Raw genomic sequence first — 21589 nt, forward strand, 5'->3', positions numbered from 1 at the left:
AAGGCCCAAGCGACTGTTTAGCAAAAACACAGGTCTGTGCGAAGCCGCAAGGCGAAGTATACGGGCTGACGCCTGCCCGGTGCTGGAAGGTTAAGGGGAGTGGTAAGCCTTCGGGCGAAGCTATGAACCGAAGCCCCAGTAAACGGCGGCCGTAACTATAACGGTCCTAAGGTAGCGAAATTCCTTGTCAGGTAAATTCTGACCCGCACGAATGGCGTAACGACTTGGGCGCTGTCTCAACGAGAGATCCGGTGAAATTTTAATACCTGTGAAGATGCAGGTTACCCGCGACAAGACGGAAAGACCCCATGGAGCTTTACTGCAGCTTGATATTGAATTTGGGTACGATCTGTACAGGATAGGTGGGAGCCGTAGAACTTTGAGCGCCAGCTTGAAGGGAGGCATCCTTGGGATACCACCCTGATCGTATCTAGGTTCTAACTTGGTACCGTGATCCGGTGCGAGGACAGTGTCAGGTGGGCAGTTTGACTGGGGCGGTCGCCTCCTAAAGAGTAACGGAGGCGCCCCAAGGTTCCCTCAGAATGGTTGGAAATCATTCGAAGAGTGCAAAGGCAGAAGGGAGCTTGACTGCGAGACCTACAAGTCGAGCAGGGACGAAAGTCGGGCTTAGTGATCCGGTGGTACCGCATGGAAGGGCCATCGCTCAACGGATAAAAGCTACCCTGGGGATAACAGGCTTATCTCCCCCAAGAGTCCACATCGACGGGGAGGTTTGGCACCTCGATGTCGGCTCATCGCATCCTGGGGCTGAAGTAGGTCCCAAGGGTTGGGCTGTTCGCCCATTAAAGCGGTACGCGAGCTGGGTTCAGAACGTCGTGAGACAGTTCGGTCCCTATCTGTCGTGGGCGTAGGAAATTTGAGAGGAGCTGTCCTTAGTACGAGAGGACCGGGATGGACGTACCGCTGGTGTACCAGTTGTTCCGCCAGGAGCACCGCTGGGTAGCTATGTACGGAAGGGATAAGCGCTGAAAGCATCTAAGCGTGAAGCCCCCCTCAAGATGAGATTTCCCAGTATGTAAGACCCCTTGAAGACGACGAGGTAGATAGGTTGGGGGTGGAAGTGCAGTAATGCATGGAGCTGACCAATACTAATCGGTCGAGGGCTTATCCTAAAGATAAGGCGCAATGAAGTTTCGGATCCAGTTTTCAGGGTGTAACACCTTGGAATTACGCTTGATATTCAAATTCACTTTGCTGATAATCTGAATATCTTGTAGAATTTCACTAAGCGAGTCCATTCATATGGAGAGATACCCAAGTGGCTATAAGGGGACCCTCTGCTAAGGGGTTAGACTGCGAAAGTGGTGCGAGGGTTCGAATCCCTCTCTCTCCGCCATTTAGGACAAGCTAGTGAATTATGTTATGGCGGTGTAGCTCAGCTGGCTAGAGCGTACGGTTCATACCCGTGAGGTCGGGGGTTCGATCCCCTCCGCCGCTACCATACATACCCAGGAGGCTTAGCTCAGCTGGGAGAGCATCTGCCTTACAAGCAGAGGGTCGGGGGTTCGATCCCCTCAGCCTCCACCATTGTGCCGGTGTAGCTCAACTGGTAGAGCAACTGACTTGTAATCAGTAGGTTGGGGGTTCAAGTCCTCTCGCCGGCACCATTTTTTTGAAAAATATAGGGAACTGTGGTGTAGAGGCCTAACATGCCTGCCTGTCACGCAGGAGATCGCGGGTTCGAATCCCGTCAGTTCCGCCATTTTTCAGTTTAATATTTTCACCGTACTAAAGTGGGAAGGGGTATCCCTCCGCACTTTATTTTTTTGTCAATGGATATGGCTCGGTAGCTCAGTCGGTAGAGCAGAGGACTGAAAATCCTCGTGTCGGCGGTTCGATTCCGTCCCGAGCCACCTTTATATGGAGGATTAGCGAAGTGGCCAAACGCATCAGACTGTAAATCTGCTCCCTTACGGGTTCGGTGGTTCGAATCCATCATCCTCCACCAGTTTTATGAGCCATTAGCTCAGTTGGTAGAGCACCTGACTTTTAATCAGGGTGTCGAAGGTTCGAGTCCTTCATGGCTCATCAGAAGTCATCAACTATAAGTTGATGGCTTTTTTTGTGTTGTTTTAAGTTATGTTTTTATATAGCTTTTTGTTTTAAGGTATCGACAGGTTATAATAAGTTCATTATGTTCGCTTAGTGTTTATCTATATTCTAAAAAAAGTGAAGTGGTGATCGCGTGACTTTGGATACAGAGTGGATTCAGCAACAGCTTCAGAATATAATTCAAGCGCCTTTTACCATAGTGCCTTGGTGCCCAGAAATGATGGCAGAAGGAGAATCAACCGATTCAGTCATACCGGATAGATCATTTGTTAGTGAAAATAAATTATATTTTCCGTTTCGTGCATCGGTAGGTGAACTGGCTGCTTTTGCGGTAGAGGCCAGATACTTGTCGGATCGAGAACGGAAGTTGATAGAAGCGCTACTGGGGAACATGGAACAAGTTTGGCACAATGGTCCAAGCTTGTCGGTCAACCGGGCTTATAGCGAGGAAGAGCGGATGAATCATTTTGGACAATGGCTCATACAGCAGGCTGCCAACCTAAGCAGTAAAGAAGAGGTTCCTGCTGAATTAGAACTTCGTGATCCGCTATCAGCGTGTATGGTGCCGTTTTTGCTAAATGGTGAGGGAACACAGGATGGGGCTATTACCTATACGCAGCTTCATCGATTGTTAGCGAGCTATTTTGGAGGGAATGTGCTGCTTACTCCATTAGACGAACAATCTTGGCTGATTCTGGCTAGAAAGGAGCTTTTATTAGGAGCCGACGATGAACGGGATAAAGATACTGAGACCAGGGAGACAGATTTTGCGGAACCGCTGGAGGAGGTACTTACGGCTTTTAGCTTGGGGTTATATGAACTTATCGCGAATGAATGGGTCGGTGTATTCCATTTGGCGATTTCCAAGCCCTCGATCCCTTTGCAAAGTCTTCCCCACGAGCTGAATTTATTATGGGAGACAATCCATCTTGGCAAGCTTTTTCATGTAACAGAGCACATCCACCTTTCATGGGAGCTTCATTTGGAGAGACTGTTAAATCGCATTCCCAAGGAGCAGCGTGTACTATTTTTGGAGCAAGTAATGAAGTCATCTGTCATACTGGAAGACTCAGAAACGATGGCTACATTGGATATCTTTTTTCAACTGGATTGTAATGTGAGTGAAACAGCCAAGCGTCTGTATGTTCACCGAAACACGTTGATTTACCGTTTGGACAAGATTAAACAGGAGACCGGATTGGACGTGAGGACGTTTAATGATGCGGTTTTGGTCAAACTATATCTACTATTGTACAAAGTGACAAAAAGGAAATAGCATTTTTGTGCAGTTTGCGAATAGTCATACTTTGGGTACTAGGGTAAGATACAAGTAGAAAATGTATTCGATTTCAAAACTTGACCTTGGGGAGGCAAAAGCTATGGCTGGCGTACGTTTAGAGCATATTTTTAAGAAATATCCAGGTGCAGAAAAAGCTACGGTTGTTGATGTCAATTTGGACATTCAAGATAAAGAATTTCTCGTATTGGTTGGTCCTTCTGGTTGCGGGAAATCTACTACACTTCGTATGATTGCTGGTTTGGAGGAAATTTCAGACGGTAAATTGTACATTGGTGATCGTGTTGTGAACGATGTGGCTCCAAAAGACCGCGATATCGCGATGGTATTCCAATCCTATGCCTTGTATCCGCATATGAACGTATACCAAAATATGGCCTTTGGTCTGAAGCTCCGCAAGGTTAAAAAGGAAGAAATTGATAAACGTGTACGTGAAGCGGCTAAAATCCTTGATATTGAGCATCTGCTGGATCGCAAGCCGAAAGCGTTATCAGGCGGTCAGCGTCAGCGTGTTGCCTTGGGACGTGCGATTGTACGTGACCCACAAGTCTTCTTGATGGATGAACCGCTGTCCAACTTGGATGCCAAGTTGCGTGGTCAGATGCGTGCGGAAATCACGAAGTTGGCTAAGCGTCTGGAAACGACCGTTATCTATGTAACACATGACCAGGTTGAAGCCATGACGATGGGTGATCGGATTGTAGTTATGAAGGATGGTATCATTCAACAAGCTGCTTCCCCGGATGAACTGTACAACCGTCCAGTGAATCTGTTCGTAGCTGGTTTTATCGGCTCTCCTACGATGAACTTTATCTCGGGTAAGCTGGTTGAAAAAGAAGGTGCGCTGCATTTCGCAGCACCAGGTCTGGATCTGTTTGTACCTGAAGGTAAGGGACAGATTTTGAAAGCGAAAGGCTACATTGGCAAAGAAGTGATCTTGGGCATTCGTCCTGAGGATATTCATGAAGAGCCTGTATTCTTAGAGGCTTCTCCGAACACGATCTTTACATCCACTGTGGATGTAACGGAAAACCTCGGTCATGAAATGCTGTTGTACCTAAGTGGTGCCGGAAACGATACGATTATTGCCCGTGTAGACGGACGTTCCAATACTCGTGATGGTGTCAAAGCGAAGTTGGCTGTTGATATGAACAAAGTTCATATTTTTGATAAGGAATCGGAATTGAGCATTCTGGTTGGCGAATAAGATTAGCCTCTGGAAGAGAGTCGCAGTTTTCCCCAAGCGGAGAACTGCGACTCTTTTGTATATGATATCCGCTACTAGCTTTGGCATTGCATTCAATGGAAAATTCCGATACGATGGGTGTACAATGGTGCAGGTTTAGATTCAGACAAGGTTCGTTGGCATAAGTCCTAGATTGGTGGGGCTTGGAGGTCCAACTGTCGGGATAGGGATAGCCTGGAATCCTATTGTTAAATCAAGTCAAGTGTGGACTCATTCAGGATAGACTGTGTGGGCTTGTATGGTTAATAGAATAATGCTACATAAATCAAATGGCGTATAGAATCCGGTTTTTGCAGATGAAGGAGAGAATACAATGGCTAAACAGGTAAAGGTATCCGAGCTTGTACAGCAGTTTCAAATGGAGGTTATTTCCGGTGAAAAAGGTCTACGCAGACTGATCACCGTGGACGATTTGAATCGCCCAGGCCTGGAGATGGCCGGGTATTTTGAATATCATACACAGGAGCGGGTACAGCTTTTGGGAAGGTCTGAGCTAGCTTTTCTGGGTATGCTGCCTCCTGAGGAGCGACGGGATCGGATGGAGCGTTTGTGTACAGAGCTGACTCCATGTATTATCATCACACGTGGCCTAGAGGTACCGGCCGAGTTAGTGGAGGCAAGCGCAGAGCGAGATATTCCTGTACTGCGAACCAATATGGCGACGACGATTTTATCAAGCCGGATCACAGGTTTTCTGGAAAGAAAGCTGGCACCTACGGCGACTATTCATGGTGTACTGTGTGACGTGTATGGCGTGGGAATGCTTATCACTGGCAGTAGTGGAATTGGTAAGAGTGAAACAGCACTGGAACTTGTTAAACGTGGGCATCGCTTGGTAGCAGATGATGCGGTAGAAATCCGGCAAACGTCCGACTTTCAGTTGCATGGAACAGCACCTGAACTAATTCGTCACCTGCTTGAAATTCGTGGCGTGGGCATTATTAATGTGATGACACTGTTTGGTGCTGGTGCAGTTCGTAATAATAAGCGGATTACATTGGTTGTCCGTCTGGAGGCATGGCAACAGGACAAGCAGTATGACCGTCTCGGTCTCGATGAAGAAACCACACGCATTATTGATACAGATGTTCCACTCGTTACGATTCCAGTACGTCCGGGCCGAAATCTGGCTGTTATTATCGAGGTAGCGGCCATGAACTATCGGTTGAAACAAATGGGCGTTAATGCAGCTCTGCAATTTACAAACAAGCTGACTGCGACGATTTCTGAAGATATGGAAGAGATGGATTAAGGTTCGTTCGGTTGCAAGGAAGAACAAGGAGTGAGAGAAACATATGTCAACGGCAACATTACTGCTGAATCCGATTGCTTTTTCAATCGGGGCAATCAAGGTCCATTGGTATGGGCTTATTTTGGGGCTGGCGGCACTTGTGGGTTTATATCTCGCCATCCGTGAGGGAAAAAGATTCGGTATTTCGCAGGAATTCTTTATGGATATGCTGCTTCTGGGTGTTCCATCGGCCATTATTGGAGCGCGTATTTATTATGTAGCCTTCAAATGGGAAGACTACCGAGATAATCTATGGGATGTCTTTAAAATTTGGAACGGCGGTATCGCGATATATGGTGCTTTGATTGGTGCCATTATATGTGCGGTTATTTATTTTCGCTATAAAGGGTATAACTTCTGGCGTATCGCTGATATTTGTGCGCCGGGTCTATTAATCGGTCAAGCGATTGGACGCTGGGGTAATTTTGTCAATCAAGAGGCTTACGGTGGACCAACAGAAGAGACTTTTTTGCGCAATCAGCTACATCTACCGGACTTCATTGTGAATCAGATGAACGTTAACGGGGTGTTTCACCACCCTACGTTCCTGTACGAATCGCTGTGGAGTATTGTAGGCGTGATTTTGCTGCTTGTGATTCGCCGGATGAAATTTGTACGTGCGGGTGAAATGTTTGCATTTTACTTCATTTGGTACTCTATTGGTCGCTTTTTCATCGAGCGGGTGCGGACGGACAGCTTGGCCTTTCAGGGACCGGACTGGCTGGCTTCCTTTGTGAATGCTCTGTGGTCCCCTATGGTATGGCTAGGGTTTGAACCGGGGTACTTGGATCCGAATTACGGTAACGTACGGATCTCACAGTTGCTTGCTATTTTCATCATTGTAGCTGCTGTGATTTTCATCTTGGTTCGTCGTCGGAAGGGCTCAGCCGTTGCGAGATATAGCGACCCGATTGTCTCCAGCAAGACAGGGATTGATCAGGTGCCTGATGTGACGCCAGAACAGGTGTCCCGTCCTGGACAGGATGCGGTTTCTCCAACTGCCACGGCGGATAAGCTATCTAAGGAAGACACGGATGAGGACAAGAAGGAGCATCTATGATAAATACGATTTTGTTTGATTTAGACGGTACCATTATGGATACGAATGAGTTGATTATCAGCACATTTTTACACATTTTGAACCATCCAGATGCTGATCCGCTAACGCGGGAGCATATTATTCCTCATATGGGGGGAACACTGGACGATCAACTCCGTACTTTTACGGGATTAACGGATGTATCTGGGCTAATCAAAGACTACCGTGCTTATAATCAAATTCATCATGATCAAATGGTGAAGCCATTTCCACATGTTATTGAGGTTATTCAGGAGCTGCGCGCACGAGGAATTAAGCTAGGGGTTGTAACAACTAAAATACGACCATCCACGATGCGTGTACTTAACCTGTTTGATCTGACTTCGTCTATGGATTACATTGTGACGGTAGACGATGTGGAACATCCGAAGCCTCACGCGGAGCCAGTGCTTAAGGCCTTGGCAGGTCTGAATGCTGAAGCGGAACATACGTTGATGGTTGGAGATAGCTCCTTTGATATTTTGTCAGCTCAGGCGGCAGGTGTGAAATCTGCGGGAGTGGCCTGGTCGCTCAAGGGTGAGGAAACTCTGCGCGGATATGGACCAGACTACATGCTATATGATATGAGGGATTTGCTGAAGCTGGAGCTTCAAGGTGTCAATGTATCGTGAGAAAGGTGAACCGCTATCCTGTAGAAGGTCCCAATGCGTTGTGGCAAATTTATCGGACGGTGAGCCCTTGGAAAGGCGTTAAGAACTTCATTTTTATACAGATTGCCCGGTATTGTCCTGTGCTTTCTCTGAAAAATGTTATTTACCGCAGAATGCTGGGGATGAAGGTTGGGCAACATGCAGCCTTCGGTCTGATGGTGATGGTGGATGTTTTTTTTCCAGAGCATATTACAATCGGGAACAATTCGGTCATTGGATATAACACGACCATACTGGCTCATGAATACCTTATACAGGAGTATCGCATCGGTAAAGTGGTGATCGGGGATCGTGTGCTGATCGGCGCAAATACAACCATTTTGCCGGGTGTTACCATCGGTGACGGAGCAGTGGTAGCGGCCGGAGCGGTTGTGCATAAAGATGTACCAGCAGGTGCATTTGTAGGTGGTAATCCGTTGCGTGATTTAAGACGCTCTGGTGTGGATGAAAAGTAAATAGCACGATGAGAAAGACCCCTTATGTATTAAGGGGTCTTTCTTGTGCTGTTTTTCTGTATAATAAGTGGGGTAATGCATGTTGGTTATGTTTAAAAGTTGATAATAAATATTTTTGCAAGGCGATATGGGAGCGTGTTGATTTGGTCAAAAAAGAACGTATACCAGAGCTTGATATTTACAGGGGAATATTAATTGCGGCCGTCATTACCATTCATGCGACTTCAATGGCATTGATTGATGCGCGTCATTCTCTATTGTTTTACCCCTTTTTATTTTTAAATATGTTTAGCAGCTTTGCAGTGCCTGTATTTATTTTTGTGAGCGGTTTTGTTTTATTTTACAATTATGTCGATCGGCCACTTCGTGGAAAGAGTATGCTTTTGTTTTTTCAAAAAAGACTGATGTTTATTGTGTTACCCTACGTTTTATTTTCTCTTATGTACTATTTGACCTTGGTGACACGTGGGTTGATGCCGCTTAGTGATCTTCCGCTCGTGCTGCTAACGGGAAAGGCGTATACGCATTTGTATTATGTCATTATTATCATCCAATTTTATTTGGTCTTTCCGCTACTGTTGTGGGGAGTGCAGCGTTTACGTCATTGGATATCGAGTCCACGGAGAGCAGCTTTTGTCATTTTGGCAGTAGGGTTGCTCATTCAATGGGGGTTTGTACTGCTGAACAAATATGTTTGGCAAGAGGAGAGAGGAAGCCTTGCGATTACGTATATCAGTTACTTTGCCTTGGGTGCCGCTGTAGCGATTGGATATGAAGGGTTTAAAAAGTGGCTTTTTCCAGTCCCAGGTACGGTAATGGGTCGCGGCCAGTTGATCAGCTGGTGGGCCTTGTGGGCGGCTTGGTTATTACTCGGGATCGTTTATGTACAAATATGGTTTATAGCCTACCGCAAAGCCATTTATGCGGACTCGCTGGTCTATGAACTGCTACATAATGCATATGCTCTCGTATCTGCATTGGTGCTGTTTCAGTTATCGGTTTTATTATATCGTCATACTAGTGATAGACTGCGAATGTTCATTAGTTGGCTGGGAGCATGTTCTTTCGGTATATATTTACTTCATCCGGCGTTATTACGAGTGTATCGCAAACTGGATTTGCATGGTACACCGATAGAATATGTCTTCTCTGTTGCTGGCGGATGGGTGTTGGCGCTGTTTGGATCATGGCTGATTGTGACGTTGTTTTTTCGATATGTACCATTTTCATGGATCGGTTTGGGTACAGTTCCGAAGTTTCCGTTCCAGAGTAAAGATAAACAGGCAAATTGTTAAGTATTTTGACTTAGACTGTTGGCTTAAGGCTGACAGTCTTTTTTTTAGGATTCATGCATTTTGCATTGGATAAAATATGGAGAGGGGCAGCGATTGTCTAAGCTGTAAAAATGGGCTGCTTCGTTTGGTTGACGTTCATAAGTAGGGCATGATAATATATCGAATATACTTTAGTTTATTAGCACTTTACCATGATAAAGATATTGAAATCATGAGGTGATAGAGATGTCTAAGCCAAAAGGATTCGAGATTCCTATAGGGGTTCGGGATTACCTTCCACGTGCAGTGTCGAAGCTGCGGGCCATTGAACTGAATGTACTCGCATGTATGGAACGTTGGGGTTACCGTCAGATTATGACGCCTACGATGGAATACTACGATACGGTAGGAGTAGCTAGCTCTACTTCTGATCGGAAGCTGTTTAAATTGCTCAACAACCGAGGGACTACGTTGGTACTTCGTTCTGATATGACTGCTCCAATTGCACGGGTGGTATCTTCGTTGCTAAAGGAAGAGGAAGTACCGCTTCGCCTTTCCTATCACGCCAATGTATTTCGAGCGATTGAGGAAGAGGCAGGAAGAGAGGCAGAGTTTTTTCAAACAGGCGTGGAGCTGGTAGGGGATGACTCGCCTGAGGCTGATGCAGAAGTGGTAGCATTGGCCATTGCATCATTGCAGGCAGCGGGTGTTACCTCTTTTAAAATTGCCATGGGACATGTGGGATTCCTGAACGGGTTATTTGAGGAGATCATTCCAGGTCGCCAGGCTGAACAGCAGGCGCTAAAAGAACTGTTGCTCAATCGTGATGTAGTGGGCTACCGAACGGCGATTGAAGCTTTAGGTTTGGCGCCCGAGCATCGCGATAAGCTGGAGGCCATTCTTCGGCTGCGTGGCGGGAAGGAAATTTGCGAGCAGGCTACCCGCCTTAGTGTAGAGCAGCAGACGCTTCAAACCATTGCACATTTGTGCGAGGTGTGGGAAGTCCTGGAGGCATACGGCGTATCTGAGCATGTGTTAATTGACCTTACCATGATCGGGGATTTTTCATATTATACAGGAATGACTTTTGAGGGCTATGCAGCGGAAATCGGATTCCCGGTATGCAACGGAGGTCGTTATGACAATCTGCTTCAGCAGTTTGGGCGATCTGTACCAGCAACGGGATTCGCATTGAAGACGAACCGAATCGTCGATGGTGTGGATGGTATTGCAATTGAGACGAAGCGTCCTGTACTTATTCGTTATGACGAGCAGGAACGTCGAAAGGCGTTATCTGCAGCGGCACAGCTACGTGCAGAGGGGCTTACTGTGGTGACAGGACTCGCGGGGGGGCCGGAAGATCGACGTCGTGAGCAGCAGGATCTGTACGCAGAGGTATACAGCTATACAGCTGAAGGAAGACAGCCAGTACAAAGGAGGGAATTGCCATGACGGAAACATTGAAGGTAGCCATGCCGAAGGGACGGATTTATAAGCAGGCTTCCAAGTTGTTTCGCCAGGCAGGGGTTCCAATTCCACTGGATGTGGACGAAACCCGCAAGCTGGTCATTCCATTGCCTGAACTGGGGATGGAATTTATTATGGCGAAGCCCGTCGATGTTCCTACGTATGTGGAGTACGGTGCAGCTGACATCGGCATTGTAGGTAAGGATGTGTTGCTTGAAGAAAACAAGGATGTATATGAGCTGCTGGATCTGGGGATTGCCCGTTGCCGGATGTCGGTGATTGCTTTACCCGATTGGCAACCAGGTATTCGTCAGCGGGTCGCAACCAAATATCCAAATGTGGCTTCCCAGTATTTTCGGGAGCAAGGTCAGCAGGTGGAGGTCATTAAGCTGAATGGTTCCATCGAGCTGGCGCCGTTAATTGGTCTGGCAGATCGCATTGTAGATATGGTGGAGACGGGGCAGACCTTGCGGGAGAACGGATTGGTTGAGCAGATTAGCATACTGGATATTACCAGTCGTTTGATTGCCAACCGGGTCAGTTACCGGATGAAAAATGGTCCGATTCAGGCATTGTGTGATCGATTGCATCAGGTGATTCCAACTGAAGTAGTACCGAAGGGTTAAAGGAACGGAGCAACGGTTAAGGAGCATTCTGCAAGCAAGCAGCAGGTAAGGGGGAATGAGCAAATGAAGATCGTAGCAGCCCGTGATTTCAATCTCCAACGAGAGGTAGATTACGGAACACCTGAGCAAAACGAGGCTGTGCGTACGATTATTCAATCGGTACGCCAAGAGGGAGATGAGGCTGTCCTGCGGTATACAGAAATGTTTGACGGTGTATCGCTGACAGCGGAGCAGCTTCGTGTGACAGATGGAGAATTAAAGTTGGCCTATGATAAGGTAGAGCCTTCATTTATACAGGCGATTCGAGAAGCGGCCGCTCATATTCGCGCTTTTCATACCAAGCAAAAGCGTAACTCATGGATAGATTTACAATCAGATGGTAGCTTGCTTGGTCAAATCATCCGACCCTTGAAACGTGTAGGCGTGTATGTTCCAGGTGGTAAAGCTGCCTATCCCTCCTCGGTATTGATGAATGTTATTCCAGCTCAAGTGGCTGGAGTACCGGAGATCGTCATGGTGACACCCCCGGCGACAGGCGGCAAGGCAGGGATCGACCCCTATACACTGGTAGCTGCGGCAGAGGCTGGTGTAACGGAAATATACAGGGTTGGCGGAGCGCAGGCTATTGCCTCTCTTGCATACGGGACACATAGTATTGAACCGGTTGATAAAATTTGCGGTCCCGGCAACATTTATGTAGCGCTGGCGAAGCGAGAGGTATACGGTGCAGTGGATATCGACAGTATTGCGGGACCGAGTGAAATTGTCGTATTGGCAGACGACACGGCGAATCCCTCTTATGTAGCGGCCGACCTACTTTCACAGGCGGAACATGACGAAATGGCCTCAGCCATTCTGGTTACGCCTTCGCAACGCTTGGCCGAAGAAGTATCAGCCGAGTTACATCGCCAATTGGCGGAGTTGCCGCGCAGAGATATCGCTGCTGCATCGGTGGAGGCATACGGAGCCATCATTGTCGTTGACAATTTGGAAGAGGGCATCCGTATTGTCAACCGGCTTGCGCCAGAGCATTTGGAGATCATGACAGAGCAGCCGATGGAGCATATGGGGCTGATTGAAAATGCGGGAGCTATTTTTCTGGGAGCGTACAGCTCAGAGCCGGTAGGCGATTATTTTGCCGGACCTAACCACATCATTCCGACGAATGGAACAGCACGCTTTTCTTCGCCAGTGGATATTGATGATTTTATCAAGAAGTCGAGTATGATCTATTACAGCAAGGAAGCACTGCTGCGCAATGGAGAGACCATTATGCAGCTTGCCCGGCATGAAGGGCTGGAAGGCCACGCACGGGCGATACAAGTTCGATTGGACAATGAGAAGAAGGCGGTGGATGGCGATGGGGAACGAAAATAGCAAAGCAGAGCGTACAGGCAGTGTCAGCCGGAAAACGAACGAAACAGACATTCAGCTGTCATTTGCAGTAGACGGGACAGGGCAGGCCGAGATTGAAACGGATGTTCCTTTTCTGAATCACATGCTGGATTTGTTCACCAAGCACGGACAATTTGATCTAAATGTACAGGCCAGAGGGGATGTGGACATTGACGATCATCATACCGTCGAGGACATTGGGATCTGTCTGGGGCAAACCTTGCTGGAAGCATTGGGCGATAAAAAAGGTATCAAGCGCTATGCCAGCGTCTTTGTACCGATGGATGAGGCACTCGCGCAGGTTGTTATTGATCTGAGCAATCGACCTCATTTTGAGTATCGCGCAGAGTACCCGTCTCAGCAGGTAGGCAGCTTCTCGACAGAGCTGGTGCATGAATTTCTATGGAAATTTGCATTGGAGGCTCGCATGACGCTGCACGTCATTGTTCACTACGGGCAAAATACCCACCATATGATTGAGGCGGTGTTCAAAGCGCTGGGGCGTGCTTTGGATGAGGCGACCTCCATTGATCCGCGGGTGACAGGAGTGCCTTCAACGAAGGGAGTGCTGTAGTCCATGTCCATTGCCATTGTGGATTACGGCAGAGGGAATCTGCATAGTGTGAGCAGGGCGGTTGAGCGCCTTGGCTATGAGGCTGTAGTGACAGGAGATGCTCAAGTGATTCGTGCCTCTAGCGGTGTAATTTTGCCGGGGGTAGGGGCTTTCGGGGATGCGATGGAACATCTGCGTTCCAGCGGATTGGATCGGGTTATTCAGGAGGTTGCAAGTGCTGGACAACCGCTGCTCGGTGTTTGTTTGGGAATGCAGCTATTGTTCACTCGTGGTGAAGAGTACGGCAGTCACGAAGGACTTAATATATTACCAGGCGAGGTCGTTCGGTTTGCTCCTGATCTGGGCGTTAAAGTGCCACATATGGGCTGGAATCGTCTGCATATCACCCAGCCAGAGCATCCGTTATTGCAGGGTCTGGAGGAAGGACATGTATATTTTGTGCATTCCTATCATGCAAAGCCGGAGATCGAAAGTGACCTGCTGGCAGTAACCGACTATGGTGGACCTGTAACGGCTATTGTTGGCAGAGGACATGTATACGGTATGCAGTTCCATCCGGAGAAAAGCGGAGAAATGGGGATGCGTCTGCTTCGTCAGTTTTTGGAATTGGCGGAAGCGGAAAAGCGAGCATAACTACTTGAGCGTTTGTGTTAGTAGGCTCAAATTTGGGCGTTGATGGGTGTGAAGGTATATAGCTGTTGATTAGTTCATAAGGGGGTCATACTTTGTTCACGATATACCCGGCGATTGATATTCGCGATGGCAAATGTGTACGACTGGTACAAGGTGATTATAACCAGGAGACAATATACAACGAAAATCCGGTGGAAGTAGCACGAGAATGGGAGCGCTTGGGCGGCTCCTACATTCATTTGGTTGATTTGGACGGTGCCAAAGCAGGTCAACCGGTGAATGATGCGCTCATTGGACGGATTGCTTCTGCGGTGCAAGTACCTGTACAAGTGGGCGGTGGCTTACGTACGCTTGAGCATGTGGAGCGGCTGTTGTCGCTGGGCGTGAGCCGAGTGATTTTGGGCACGGCAGCTATTGAGGATCGTGCTTTTACGGAAGCGGTATTGGGTACCTACGGTGATCGGATCGCCATCGGTCTAGATGCGCGAAATGGCTATGTGGCTACGCGTGGATGGCTCGAAACCTCGGAGGTTCGAGCAGATGAATTGGCTGCTGAACTGGCCTCCAAGGGAGCTGAAACATTTATTTTCACAGACATTTCTCGCGACGGCATGATGCAGGGCCCGAATGTAGAGGCCATTGCAGCGCTTGCCAAAAGCAGTGGACGAACCGTGATTGCATCCGGCGGAGTCAGCAAGATGGATGATCTAATCACACTGAGCACCTATGCGAAAGAAGGCGTGGGCGGAGCTATTGTGGGTAAAGCATTGTATACAGGGAGCATTGATTTACAGGTTGCCGTACAAGCTGTAGCAAAGGCATAGGGGGAGTAGGCATGCTGGCTAAACGTATTATTCCCTGTCTGGATGTAAAGGATGGCAGGGTGGTTAAGGGCGTTAATTTTGTGAACTTGCGCGATGCAGGTGACCCGGTGGAGCTGGCTGCGCTTTATGACCAGGAAGGGGCGGACGAAATCGTATTTCTGGATATTTCCGCTTCGGTTGAAGGTCGTGCCACGATGGAAGAAGTAGTTCGCCAGACAGCCGGAGAAATTGCTATTCCTTTCACCGTAGGTGGCGGGATATCTCATGTCGACGATATGAAACGCATTTTGCGGGCCGGTGCTGATAAAATCGGCGTAAATACGGCGGCTGTCCGCAACCCACAGCTCATTGCGGAAGGAGCGCGCAGCTTTGGTTCACAATGTATCGTTGTTGCCATCGATGCCAAGTACAATGAGGCGTGGGGCGAATGGGAAGTTTACACGCACGGAGGCCGCACGCCATCGGGCATTCGCGCCTTGGCCTGGGCCAAGGAAGTAGAGCAGCTGGGGGCCGGTGAGATTCTGCTGACCAGCATGAATGCAGACGGAACTAAGGATGGCTTTGACCTGCCGCTGACTTCCGCGGTTTCGGATACCGTAGGGATTCCAGTTATTGCTTCCGGCGGAGCAGGCAAACAGGAACATTTCTATGACGTGTTTACGTCAGGTAAGGCGGATGCTGGATTAGCAGCAACGATTTTTCACTATAAAGAAATCGGAATCCCTGAGCTGAAACGGGATTTGAAGCGCAGAGGAGTGGAGATACGATGAGCAACGAATTGAACCAACAGCTATCTCTGGAGCAGATACTGGATAATGTCCGCTGGAACGAGGCGGGGCTTGTCTCGGCGATTGTGCAGGATGATGCTACACTTCAGGTGTTGACGCTGGCCTATATGAACCGCGAGTCGCTGAAACGGTCTTTGGAGTCAGGAGAGACCTGGTTCTGGTCACGTTCCAGACAGGAGCTGTGGCACAAAGGAGCAACTTCTGGGAATACGCAAAAGATCTCCTCCATCCAGCTGGATTGTGACGGCGATGCTCTATTGGTGCGTGTCATTCCGAGCGGTCCGGCCTGTCATACAGGCACAACGAGTTGCTTTTCTCGTGATATTTCCGTGCCAGGAACAGCTGTAACACCTGTGGCAGGAAAAGCAGGAGCTCAAGTGTCGGTAACTCGTACCGATGCTATTCCCATTGCTTCAGAAGGCCGCTTTGAGGTGCTTGCCCAATTGGAAGCAATTATTAAGGAACGCGAGGAGACGCGTCCTGAAGGAGCCTACACGACCTATCTTTTTGATAAAGGTGTAGACAAAATCCTGAAAAAGGTTGGCGAAGAAGCATCTGAGACAATCATTGCAGCCAAAAATAAAGATAATGAGGAGTTGCGTCTGGAGGTCAGCGACCTGATTTATCACCTGCTGGTGCTGTTGCAGGAGCGCAAGCTACCACTCGATGACGTGCTGGCTGAGCTGAATCGCCGTCATGAACGCCCTCGTCGTGATTAGGACGGCTATTGTAGGATTTGAAAGGGGGAGGGCTGCATGAAAATTGACTATCATACGCATCATTCCCGCTGCGGGCATGCGATAGGAAGTCTGGAGGAGTATGTGCAGCAGGGGATCCGGCTGGGGCTGGATCAGCTCGGCTTATCCGATCATATGCCGCTGCTGCATGTAGAACCAGCCAACTATTATCCAGAAATGGCGATGCCTATGGATGAGCTGCCCCGATACGTGGAAGAATGCTTGGATCTGAAGGAGCGTTATAAAGGGCAAATTGATATTCGTGTTGGTTTGGAAGGCGACTATATCGAGGGCTGGGAACGCGAAATCGAAGATATCGTCCATGCATACCCATGGGATTATGTGATTGGTTCCGTCCACTTTCTCGGTGAGTGGGATGTCACCGACTTCCGTCAGGTACACCATTGGGAAGGTAAAAATGTGCTAGAGGTGTACCGCACATATTATGATGCGGTTTCCAAGGCGGCCGCTACGGGGTTGTATGACATCATGGGTCATTTGGATGTCATTAAGCGCTTCGGCTATCATCCGAAACCAGAGGAAGAGGAGGAGCTGCGTGAATTGGAGCGCTCCGCACTCTCAGCCGTAGCCCGCAGCGGTCGGGCAATGGAATTCAATGCATCAGGGCTTTCCAAACCCTGTGCCGAAATGTTTCCGAGCCGCCGCATGCTGGAGCAAGCTTTCACGCTAGGTATCCCGTTGACCATCGGCTCGGATGCCCATGATCCAGCGAAGCTGTCTGAGCACTTGGAGAAGGCGCGATCACTTTTATATGAAGTCGGCTATCGCGAGCTTGCCGTATTTCAGCATCGTGAACGTTCACGGGTTCCGTTAACGCTATAATACTTATTTATTGGATCAAAATGTTATATCTAGTTGCTAGCCGAACGCGCCTTTCATACAGGGAAAATGCGCTCGGCTATTTTGCGTATTTTTGCATATGTATCTATCGAGGTACGAGCACAGAACCGTTTTTTGGAATGAGGTAGGATCGACTGTCAAGTCGTTTTGAAGTTGTGGTATACTGAAGGGTATGAACATGCCAGTTACTTTTAAAGGAGGTGCCTTGGTTATTTATGAAAGGGAAACATCTGCGAGTTTCGGAGCCTAGCCCTAAGATTATTGCTTTGCGTTTCGACGCATCTTTCTTTTTTGAGAAAGCTGTGCGCTCGCTTGATCGCAATCATTATGACAAGGCATTGAAATATTTTCGCAAAGCCGTTGAATATGAACCGGATAATCCGGTGAATCATTGCAATATGGCGGGTATATTATCAGAGATGGGGGATTATGCAGGTTCGAATGAGATCCTGTCCTCTGTTCTGAGTGACGTAGACTCGTCGATGACAGAATGTTATTTCTATATGGCGAATAATTACGCTAATATGGAGCAGTTTGAAGAAGCGGAAAAAGCATTGGTCACGTACCTGGAGGAGGACGAAGAAGGCCAGTTTCTTGATGAAGCCGAGGAAATGATGGAGCTGCTCTATTATGAGCTGGACCGTCCGACGAAGTTGAACCGCATTAAGGCCCGGCAGGGAGTGGTTGAGCATGATCAGGCCCGTGTTCTGCTGGAGGAAGGGAAATTTGCTCAGGCAGCCCAACTGCTCAAGCAAATTTCTGAGGAGCAACCAGACATGTTCGCTGCGCGGAATAATCTCGCGCTAGCGTATTACTACATGGGATTGTTCCAAAATGCTAAGGCTACCATTATTCAAGTGTTGGAGGATGAGCCAGGTAATTTACACGCATTGTGCAACTTGGCGATTTTTTATCAGCACGAAGGCGGCGGTCCGGAATTGGATCGTCTGGTTCAAACCTTGGCGGTCACTATACCGTTTCAGGAAGAGCAGGTATTCAAGCTGGCGACCACTATGGGGATTCTCGGACGTCATGAGGAGGCCTACAGACATTTTCGCAGGTTGCTTCATGGCAATGGAGAGAACAATGCGGACGCTTCTTTGTACCATTACACAGCGGTAGCTGCCAGCAATACAGGAAGATATGCGGAAGCTCGGCGGTTATGGAGTCATTTGCAAAAGCAGGATGCTTCCTCGGAGGTTCCAAGATTTTTCCTGTCCAGATTGGAAGAGCTTCAGCAGGAAGGTACACCGCTGCAAGTGCTCAGCTATCACTATCATCTCCCGTTTGAGGAGCAATTCCGCATGTGGGAGAAGTTTGGCGCTGAGCAGGTACCGGACAGTATGAAGAAGGACCCGCTAATCCGATCATCTTTCTTCTGGGCCTTGCGTCACGGAGACCGGGCGACTCAGCTTCAGGTCATTCAGGCGTTAAGCCTGATCGGTGACGATGAGGTTCGCCAGGCACTGGAGTCCTTTGTAGAAGATCCGGTTCAGGATAGTGAACTCAAACGCCGTGCTTTGCAAGTATTGCAAGAGCTGGCAGAGCAGGAAGTACAGAATACACACGCGAAAACGGAGCATCCTGAGCGGTTGGAGGCTGAGAAAGATCCGTATACAACCGAAGGTGATATCTCTGCTTCGCCAGTTGATCCACAATGGCAGGCCGTGCTGGACAAGGTACTGACCGTCATGAGCAAATCATCCGATCCGGCCATGCAGCATGATTTGAGATCACTTTGGCAGGAGTATCTGGATCGGCTTGCTCCAGAAGTCCCGATGGTTCAGCATACTGAGGGATGGGCAGCTGCGCTGGAATATTTGACAGCCAAAATGCATCATCATTCAGTCACCTATCAGGAAGTAGCCGACCGCTATGGTATTTCCGTATCGACCGTAAGCCGCTACGCACGTCAAATTGACAGCGTGTGTGGTATCAAACAGAAGCTGAAGCAGCCGCTCTCCACGTTTAAAAAGCAGGTCTGAGACCTGCTCCAAACATCACTTAAAGGAGGCAACAAACGTATGTATAAATCCATAATTATTGGTACAGGTCCTGCAGGCTACACAGCCGCTATTTATTTGGCACGCGCCAACATGAATCCGCTGATCATTGAAGGAATGCAGCCCGGTGGGCAGCTGACCACAACGACTGAAATTGAAAATTTCCCGGGTTTTGAGCAAGGTATCCTCGGACCTGAGCTGATGGATAACATGCGCAAGCAGGCCGAACGTTTTGGCGCTGAGTTTACTTCCGGTTGGGTAGAGGAAGTCGATTTCAGCAAGCGCCCTTTTAAAGTGAAGGTAGAGGGTAAAGGTATCATTGAGGCGGAGTCGGTTATTATTGCTACAGGTGCGTCCGCCAAATACCTCGGCATTCCAGGTGAGCAGGACAATGTAGGTCGCGGAGTTAGCACATGCGCAACTTGCGACGGCTTCTTTTTCCGTGGGAAAAAGATTATCGTGGTCGGCGGTGGCGATTCAGCCATGGAGGAAGCGAGCTTCTTGACCCGTTTTGCTTCCAGTGTAACCTTGGTCCATCGTCGTGACGAATTGCGGGCATCTAAAATTATGCAAGACCGCGCACGCGAAAATGAAAAAGTACATTGGGCATTAAACCGGACTCCTCTCGAAGTTGTGACGGGAGAAACTGGCTTAAAGGGCTTGAAAGTACACAATAATGAGACCAACCAGGATGAGCTAATAGAGGCAGATGGCGTGTTCGTGGCGATTGGGCATACACCGAATACAGGCTTCCTGAACGGACAGATCCATACCGATGAGCACGGCTATATTGAAGTGAAGCCAGGCACGACGGAAACGAATATTCCGGGTGTTTTTGCCTGTGGGGACGTGCAGGATAACCGTTATCGACAAGCCATTACGGCTGCGGGAACGGGCTGTATGGCGGCTATGGATTGCGAGAAGTATCTTGAAGGCAGCGCTGTCCACGACTGGAGCGAAACACTGGATCAATAAAGGGTGTCTATAATACACAAAGTGGCTAATGTGAGGGGCTAATGGCCCTCTGTTAAGCTCCGTTGTTTGTTCAGGAAGAGAAAGCCTGGTGCATTTGCACAGGCTTTCTCCTTTTTATGATTAAAGAAAAATTTCCGTTAAGCGTGGTCTGGCTTCCTTGAAAGTACGTCAATAGACGTTTTTCTTATGGAGGCATGAGGTTAAAAGTTCAGCTAATCGTACATTTTTCAACAGGCAAGTGTCCTTGACCGTAACGGGGGCTTCAATTATAGTTGGAACGTAGGATTACTATTATGAGGCAGGAATTTTAAGCTATATTTCATACCAGATTTTTAAGTAAACATAAAAGGTGGCTTGGAACATGTCTGAAAGTATCTATGTAGGTGTCGATTTGGGCGGTACCGCGATTAAAGTCGGCATTTGTAATGAAAACGGACAGCTTTTGCACACATATGAGGGACCAACCGAAACCGATAAAGGTGTAGACGTTGTCATTGGTAATATCGAAAAATATGTGCGGCACATTGTTGAGGAATCTCCTTATGAGTGGGATCAACTAAAGGGTGTCGGTGCAGGCGTTGCAGGTTTTACGAATGTTCGTGATGGTATTATTGTCCTCGCTCCTAATATTGGCTTTCGTGACGTACCGATCCGTGCGCTCCTAGAGAACCGGATTGGCAAGCCTGTGAAAATAGACAATGATGCGAATGTTGCTGCGCTGGGTGAGGCTTGGGCTGGTGCAGGCAAAGGCATTGAAAACTGCGTATGTTATACCCTGGGAACAGGCGTAGGTGGCGGTATTATTATAAACGGTAAAATATATCAAGGTTCTTCGGGCATGGCTGGGGAAATTGGCCATATCAGCGTCGTGCCTGATCTGGAGGCTATTCAGTGTGGATGCGGCAAAATGGGTTGCTTGGAAACTGTATCTTCCGCAACAGGCATCATTCGTATGGCCAAGGATGCTGTGGAACGTGGCGACCGGACCTCTCTGGCGCTGGAAGATCACATTGCTGCTAAGGAAGTATTCGATGCTGCTAAAGCCGGGGATGAAGTCGCACTGCGTATCGTGAACCGGGCTGCCTTTTATTTGGGGAAATCGATGGCAGCTGTTGCCGCTGTGCTCAATCCAGAATTGTTTATTATAGGCGGCGGTGTTTCTAAAGCAGGCGACTTTTTGTTTGAAGAGATGCGTCGCGTATACGCCAAGCTGGCTCCTGAACCGCTTCAAAAAGGTGTATATATCGTACCAGCAGTGTTAGGCAATGACGCGGGTATCGTAGGGGCTGCAGGGTTGCTGCTACGCTCCTAATCCACAGGT

19 protein-coding genes, 8 tRNA genes and 1 rRNA gene (1 of these 28 only partly in view) are annotated in these 21589 nt (G+C 48.4%); all 28 read left to right on the top strand.

Translation table 11 applies throughout. The features are described from left to right. Window positions 1-1133, top strand: a 23S ribosomal RNA gene (locus EGM68_RS01270); it begins 1794 nt to the left of the window's first position. A 132-nt stretch (window positions 1134-1265) separates the two neighbouring features. Then, window positions 1266-1357, top strand: a tRNA-Ser gene (locus EGM68_RS01275). Window positions 1358-1385: 28 nt separating this feature from the next. Next, window positions 1386-1462, top strand: a tRNA-Met gene (locus tag EGM68_RS01280). Window positions 1463-1472: 10 nt separating this feature from the next. Further along, window positions 1473-1548 (top strand) — tRNA-Val (locus EGM68_RS01285). 4 nt (window positions 1549-1552) lie between these two features. After that, window positions 1553-1628: transfer RNA gene (locus EGM68_RS01290), tRNA-Thr, on the top strand. Between the two features lie 18 nt (window positions 1629-1646). Continuing rightward, a tRNA-Asp gene (locus EGM68_RS01295) sits at window positions 1647-1723 on the top strand. Between the two features lie 78 nt (window positions 1724-1801). Further along, a tRNA-Phe gene (locus EGM68_RS01300) sits at window positions 1802-1874 on the top strand. A gap of 9 nt (window positions 1875-1883) precedes the next feature. Continuing rightward, window positions 1884-1969, top strand: a tRNA-Tyr gene (locus tag EGM68_RS01305). A gap of 7 nt (window positions 1970-1976) precedes the next feature. After that, window positions 1977-2049 (top strand) — tRNA-Lys (locus tag EGM68_RS01310). A gap of 157 nt (window positions 2050-2206) precedes the next feature. After that, complete coding sequence (locus tag EGM68_RS01315) at window positions 2207-3349, top strand: PucR family transcriptional regulator (RefSeq protein ID WP_129548519.1); 1143 nt, start codon at window positions 2207-2209, stop codon at window positions 3347-3349. Between the two features lie 103 nt (window positions 3350-3452). Then, the gene (locus EGM68_RS01320) at window positions 3453-4577 is read left to right on the top strand and encodes an ABC transporter ATP-binding protein (RefSeq protein WP_013368790.1); all 1125 of its coding nucleotides are present in this window, start codon (window positions 3453-3455) and stop codon (window positions 4575-4577) included. 352 nt (window positions 4578-4929) lie between these two features. Then, window positions 4930-5868: an HPr(Ser) kinase/phosphatase gene (gene hprK / locus EGM68_RS01325; protein ID WP_013308232.1), complete on the top strand. Its 939-nt coding sequence runs from the start codon at window positions 4930-4932 to the stop codon at window positions 5866-5868. Window positions 5869-5911: 43 nt separating this feature from the next. Next, window positions 5912-6967, top strand: a complete 1056-nt coding sequence (gene lgt, locus EGM68_RS01330) for a prolipoprotein diacylglyceryl transferase (protein ID WP_129548520.1) — start codon at window positions 5912-5914, stop codon at window positions 6965-6967. Further along, complete coding sequence (ppaX, locus tag EGM68_RS01335) at window positions 6964-7617, top strand: pyrophosphatase PpaX (RefSeq protein WP_013368792.1); 654 nt, start codon at window positions 6964-6966, stop codon at window positions 7615-7617. The genes lgt and ppaX overlap by 4 nt, the downstream gene beginning before the upstream one ends. Continuing rightward, on the top strand, window positions 7614-8111 hold the full coding sequence (locus EGM68_RS01340) for an acyltransferase (RefSeq protein ID WP_013368793.1): 498 nt from the start codon (window positions 7614-7616) through the stop codon (window positions 8109-8111). Before ppaX ends, EGM68_RS01340 begins: the two co-directional genes overlap by 4 nt. Window positions 8112-8254: 143 nt before the next feature. Continuing rightward, window positions 8255-9406, top strand: a complete 1152-nt coding sequence (locus EGM68_RS01345) for an acyltransferase (RefSeq protein ID WP_129548521.1) — start codon at window positions 8255-8257, stop codon at window positions 9404-9406. A 225-nt stretch (window positions 9407-9631) separates the two neighbouring features. Next, complete coding sequence (locus tag EGM68_RS01350; RefSeq protein WP_129548522.1) at window positions 9632-10837, top strand: ATP phosphoribosyltransferase regulatory subunit; 1206 nt, start codon at window positions 9632-9634, stop codon at window positions 10835-10837. After that, window positions 10834-11478, top strand: coding sequence for an ATP phosphoribosyltransferase (gene hisG / locus EGM68_RS01355; protein WP_013368797.1), 645 nt, complete (start codon window positions 10834-10836; stop codon window positions 11476-11478). The genes EGM68_RS01350 and hisG overlap by 4 nt, the downstream gene beginning before the upstream one ends. 63 nt (window positions 11479-11541) lie before the next feature. After that, window positions 11542-12855, top strand: a complete 1314-nt coding sequence (gene hisD, locus EGM68_RS01360) for a histidinol dehydrogenase (protein WP_129548523.1) — start codon at window positions 11542-11544, stop codon at window positions 12853-12855. Next, window positions 12839-13447 (top strand): imidazoleglycerol-phosphate dehydratase HisB, encoded by a 609-nt coding sequence (gene hisB, locus EGM68_RS01365; protein ID WP_025675860.1) that lies wholly within the window; start codon window positions 12839-12841, stop codon window positions 13445-13447. Before hisD ends, hisB begins: the two co-directional genes overlap by 17 nt. A 3-nt stretch (window positions 13448-13450) precedes the next feature. Then, the gene (hisH, locus tag EGM68_RS01370; protein WP_129548524.1) at window positions 13451-14080 is read left to right on the top strand and encodes an imidazole glycerol phosphate synthase subunit HisH; all 630 of its coding nucleotides are present in this window, start codon (window positions 13451-13453) and stop codon (window positions 14078-14080) included. A 92-nt stretch (window positions 14081-14172) separates the two neighbouring features. Then, the gene (hisA, locus tag EGM68_RS01375) at window positions 14173-14904 is read left to right on the top strand and encodes a 1-(5-phosphoribosyl)-5-[(5-phosphoribosylamino)methylideneamino]imidazole-4-carboxamide isomerase (protein ID WP_013368801.1); all 732 of its coding nucleotides are present in this window, start codon (window positions 14173-14175) and stop codon (window positions 14902-14904) included. Window positions 14905-14915: 11 nt separating this feature from the next. Beyond that, a complete protein-coding gene (gene hisF, locus EGM68_RS01380; RefSeq protein WP_129548525.1) occupies window positions 14916-15674 on the top strand; it encodes an imidazole glycerol phosphate synthase subunit HisF in 759 nt (252 codons plus the stop codon). After that, window positions 15671-16411: a bifunctional phosphoribosyl-AMP cyclohydrolase/phosphoribosyl-ATP diphosphatase HisIE gene (hisIE, locus tag EGM68_RS01385; protein ID WP_129548526.1), complete on the top strand. Its 741-nt coding sequence runs from the start codon at window positions 15671-15673 to the stop codon at window positions 16409-16411. Before hisF ends, hisIE begins: the two co-directional genes overlap by 4 nt. A 36-nt stretch (window positions 16412-16447) precedes the next feature. Then, window positions 16448-17272 carry a histidinol-phosphatase HisJ gene (gene hisJ, locus EGM68_RS01390; RefSeq protein ID WP_129548527.1) on the top strand — a complete coding sequence of 275 codons (825 nt, stop codon included), beginning with the start codon at window positions 16448-16450 and terminating at the stop codon, window positions 17270-17272. 233 nt (window positions 17273-17505) lie between these two features. Then, window positions 17506-19275: a tetratricopeptide repeat protein gene (locus EGM68_RS01395; RefSeq protein ID WP_129548528.1), complete on the top strand. Its 1770-nt coding sequence runs from the start codon at window positions 17506-17508 to the stop codon at window positions 19273-19275. Window positions 19276-19314: 39 nt separating this feature from the next. Further along, window positions 19315-20268: a thioredoxin-disulfide reductase gene (trxB, locus tag EGM68_RS01400; RefSeq protein ID WP_013368806.1), complete on the top strand. Its 954-nt coding sequence runs from the start codon at window positions 19315-19317 to the stop codon at window positions 20266-20268. 361 nt (window positions 20269-20629) lie between these two features. Next, a complete protein-coding gene (locus EGM68_RS01405; protein ID WP_013368807.1) occupies window positions 20630-21580 on the top strand; it encodes an ROK family glucokinase in 951 nt (316 codons plus the stop codon). The last annotated feature ends 9 nt before the right edge of the window (window positions 21581-21589 follow it).

The organism is Paenibacillus sp. M-152, assembly GCF_003856555.1.
GTDB lineage: Bacteria > Bacillota > Bacilli > Paenibacillales > Paenibacillaceae > Paenibacillus > Paenibacillus polymyxa_C.

Bases quoted from the DNA above. Each gene is read 5' to 3' on its own strand.
- EGM68_RS01320 (WP_013368790.1), top strand. From the start codon at position 3,453: ATGGCTGGCGTACGTTTAGAGCATATTTTTAAGAAATATCCAGGTGCA.
- hprK (WP_013308232.1), top strand. From the start codon at position 4,930: ATGGCTAAACAGGTAAAGGTATCCGAGCTTGTACAGCAGTTTCAAATG.
- lgt (WP_129548520.1), top strand. From the start codon at position 5,912: ATGTCAACGGCAACATTACTGCTGAATCCGATTGCTTTTTCAATCGGG.
- ppaX (WP_013368792.1), top strand. From the start codon at position 6,964: ATGATAAATACGATTTTGTTTGATTTAGACGGTACCATTATGGATACG.
- EGM68_RS01350 (WP_129548522.1), top strand. From the start codon at position 9,632: ATGTCTAAGCCAAAAGGATTCGAGATTCCTATAGGGGTTCGGGATTAC.
- hisG (WP_013368797.1), top strand. From the start codon at position 10,834: ATGACGGAAACATTGAAGGTAGCCATGCCGAAGGGACGGATTTATAAG.
- hisD (WP_129548523.1), top strand. From the start codon at position 11,542: ATGAAGATCGTAGCAGCCCGTGATTTCAATCTCCAACGAGAGGTAGAT.
- hisB (WP_025675860.1), top strand. From the start codon at position 12,839: ATGGGGAACGAAAATAGCAAAGCAGAGCGTACAGGCAGTGTCAGCCGG.
- hisH (WP_129548524.1), top strand. From the start codon at position 13,451: ATGTCCATTGCCATTGTGGATTACGGCAGAGGGAATCTGCATAGTGTG.
- hisF (WP_129548525.1), top strand. From the start codon at position 14,916: ATGCTGGCTAAACGTATTATTCCCTGTCTGGATGTAAAGGATGGCAGG.
- hisIE (WP_129548526.1), top strand. From the start codon at position 15,671: ATGAGCAACGAATTGAACCAACAGCTATCTCTGGAGCAGATACTGGAT.
- hisJ (WP_129548527.1), top strand. From the start codon at position 16,448: ATGAAAATTGACTATCATACGCATCATTCCCGCTGCGGGCATGCGATA.
- EGM68_RS01395 (WP_129548528.1), top strand. From the start codon at position 17,506: ATGAAAGGGAAACATCTGCGAGTTTCGGAGCCTAGCCCTAAGATTATT.
- trxB (WP_013368806.1), top strand. From the start codon at position 19,315: ATGTATAAATCCATAATTATTGGTACAGGTCCTGCAGGCTACACAGCC.
- EGM68_RS01405 (WP_013368807.1), top strand. From the start codon at position 20,630: ATGTCTGAAAGTATCTATGTAGGTGTCGATTTGGGCGGTACCGCGATT.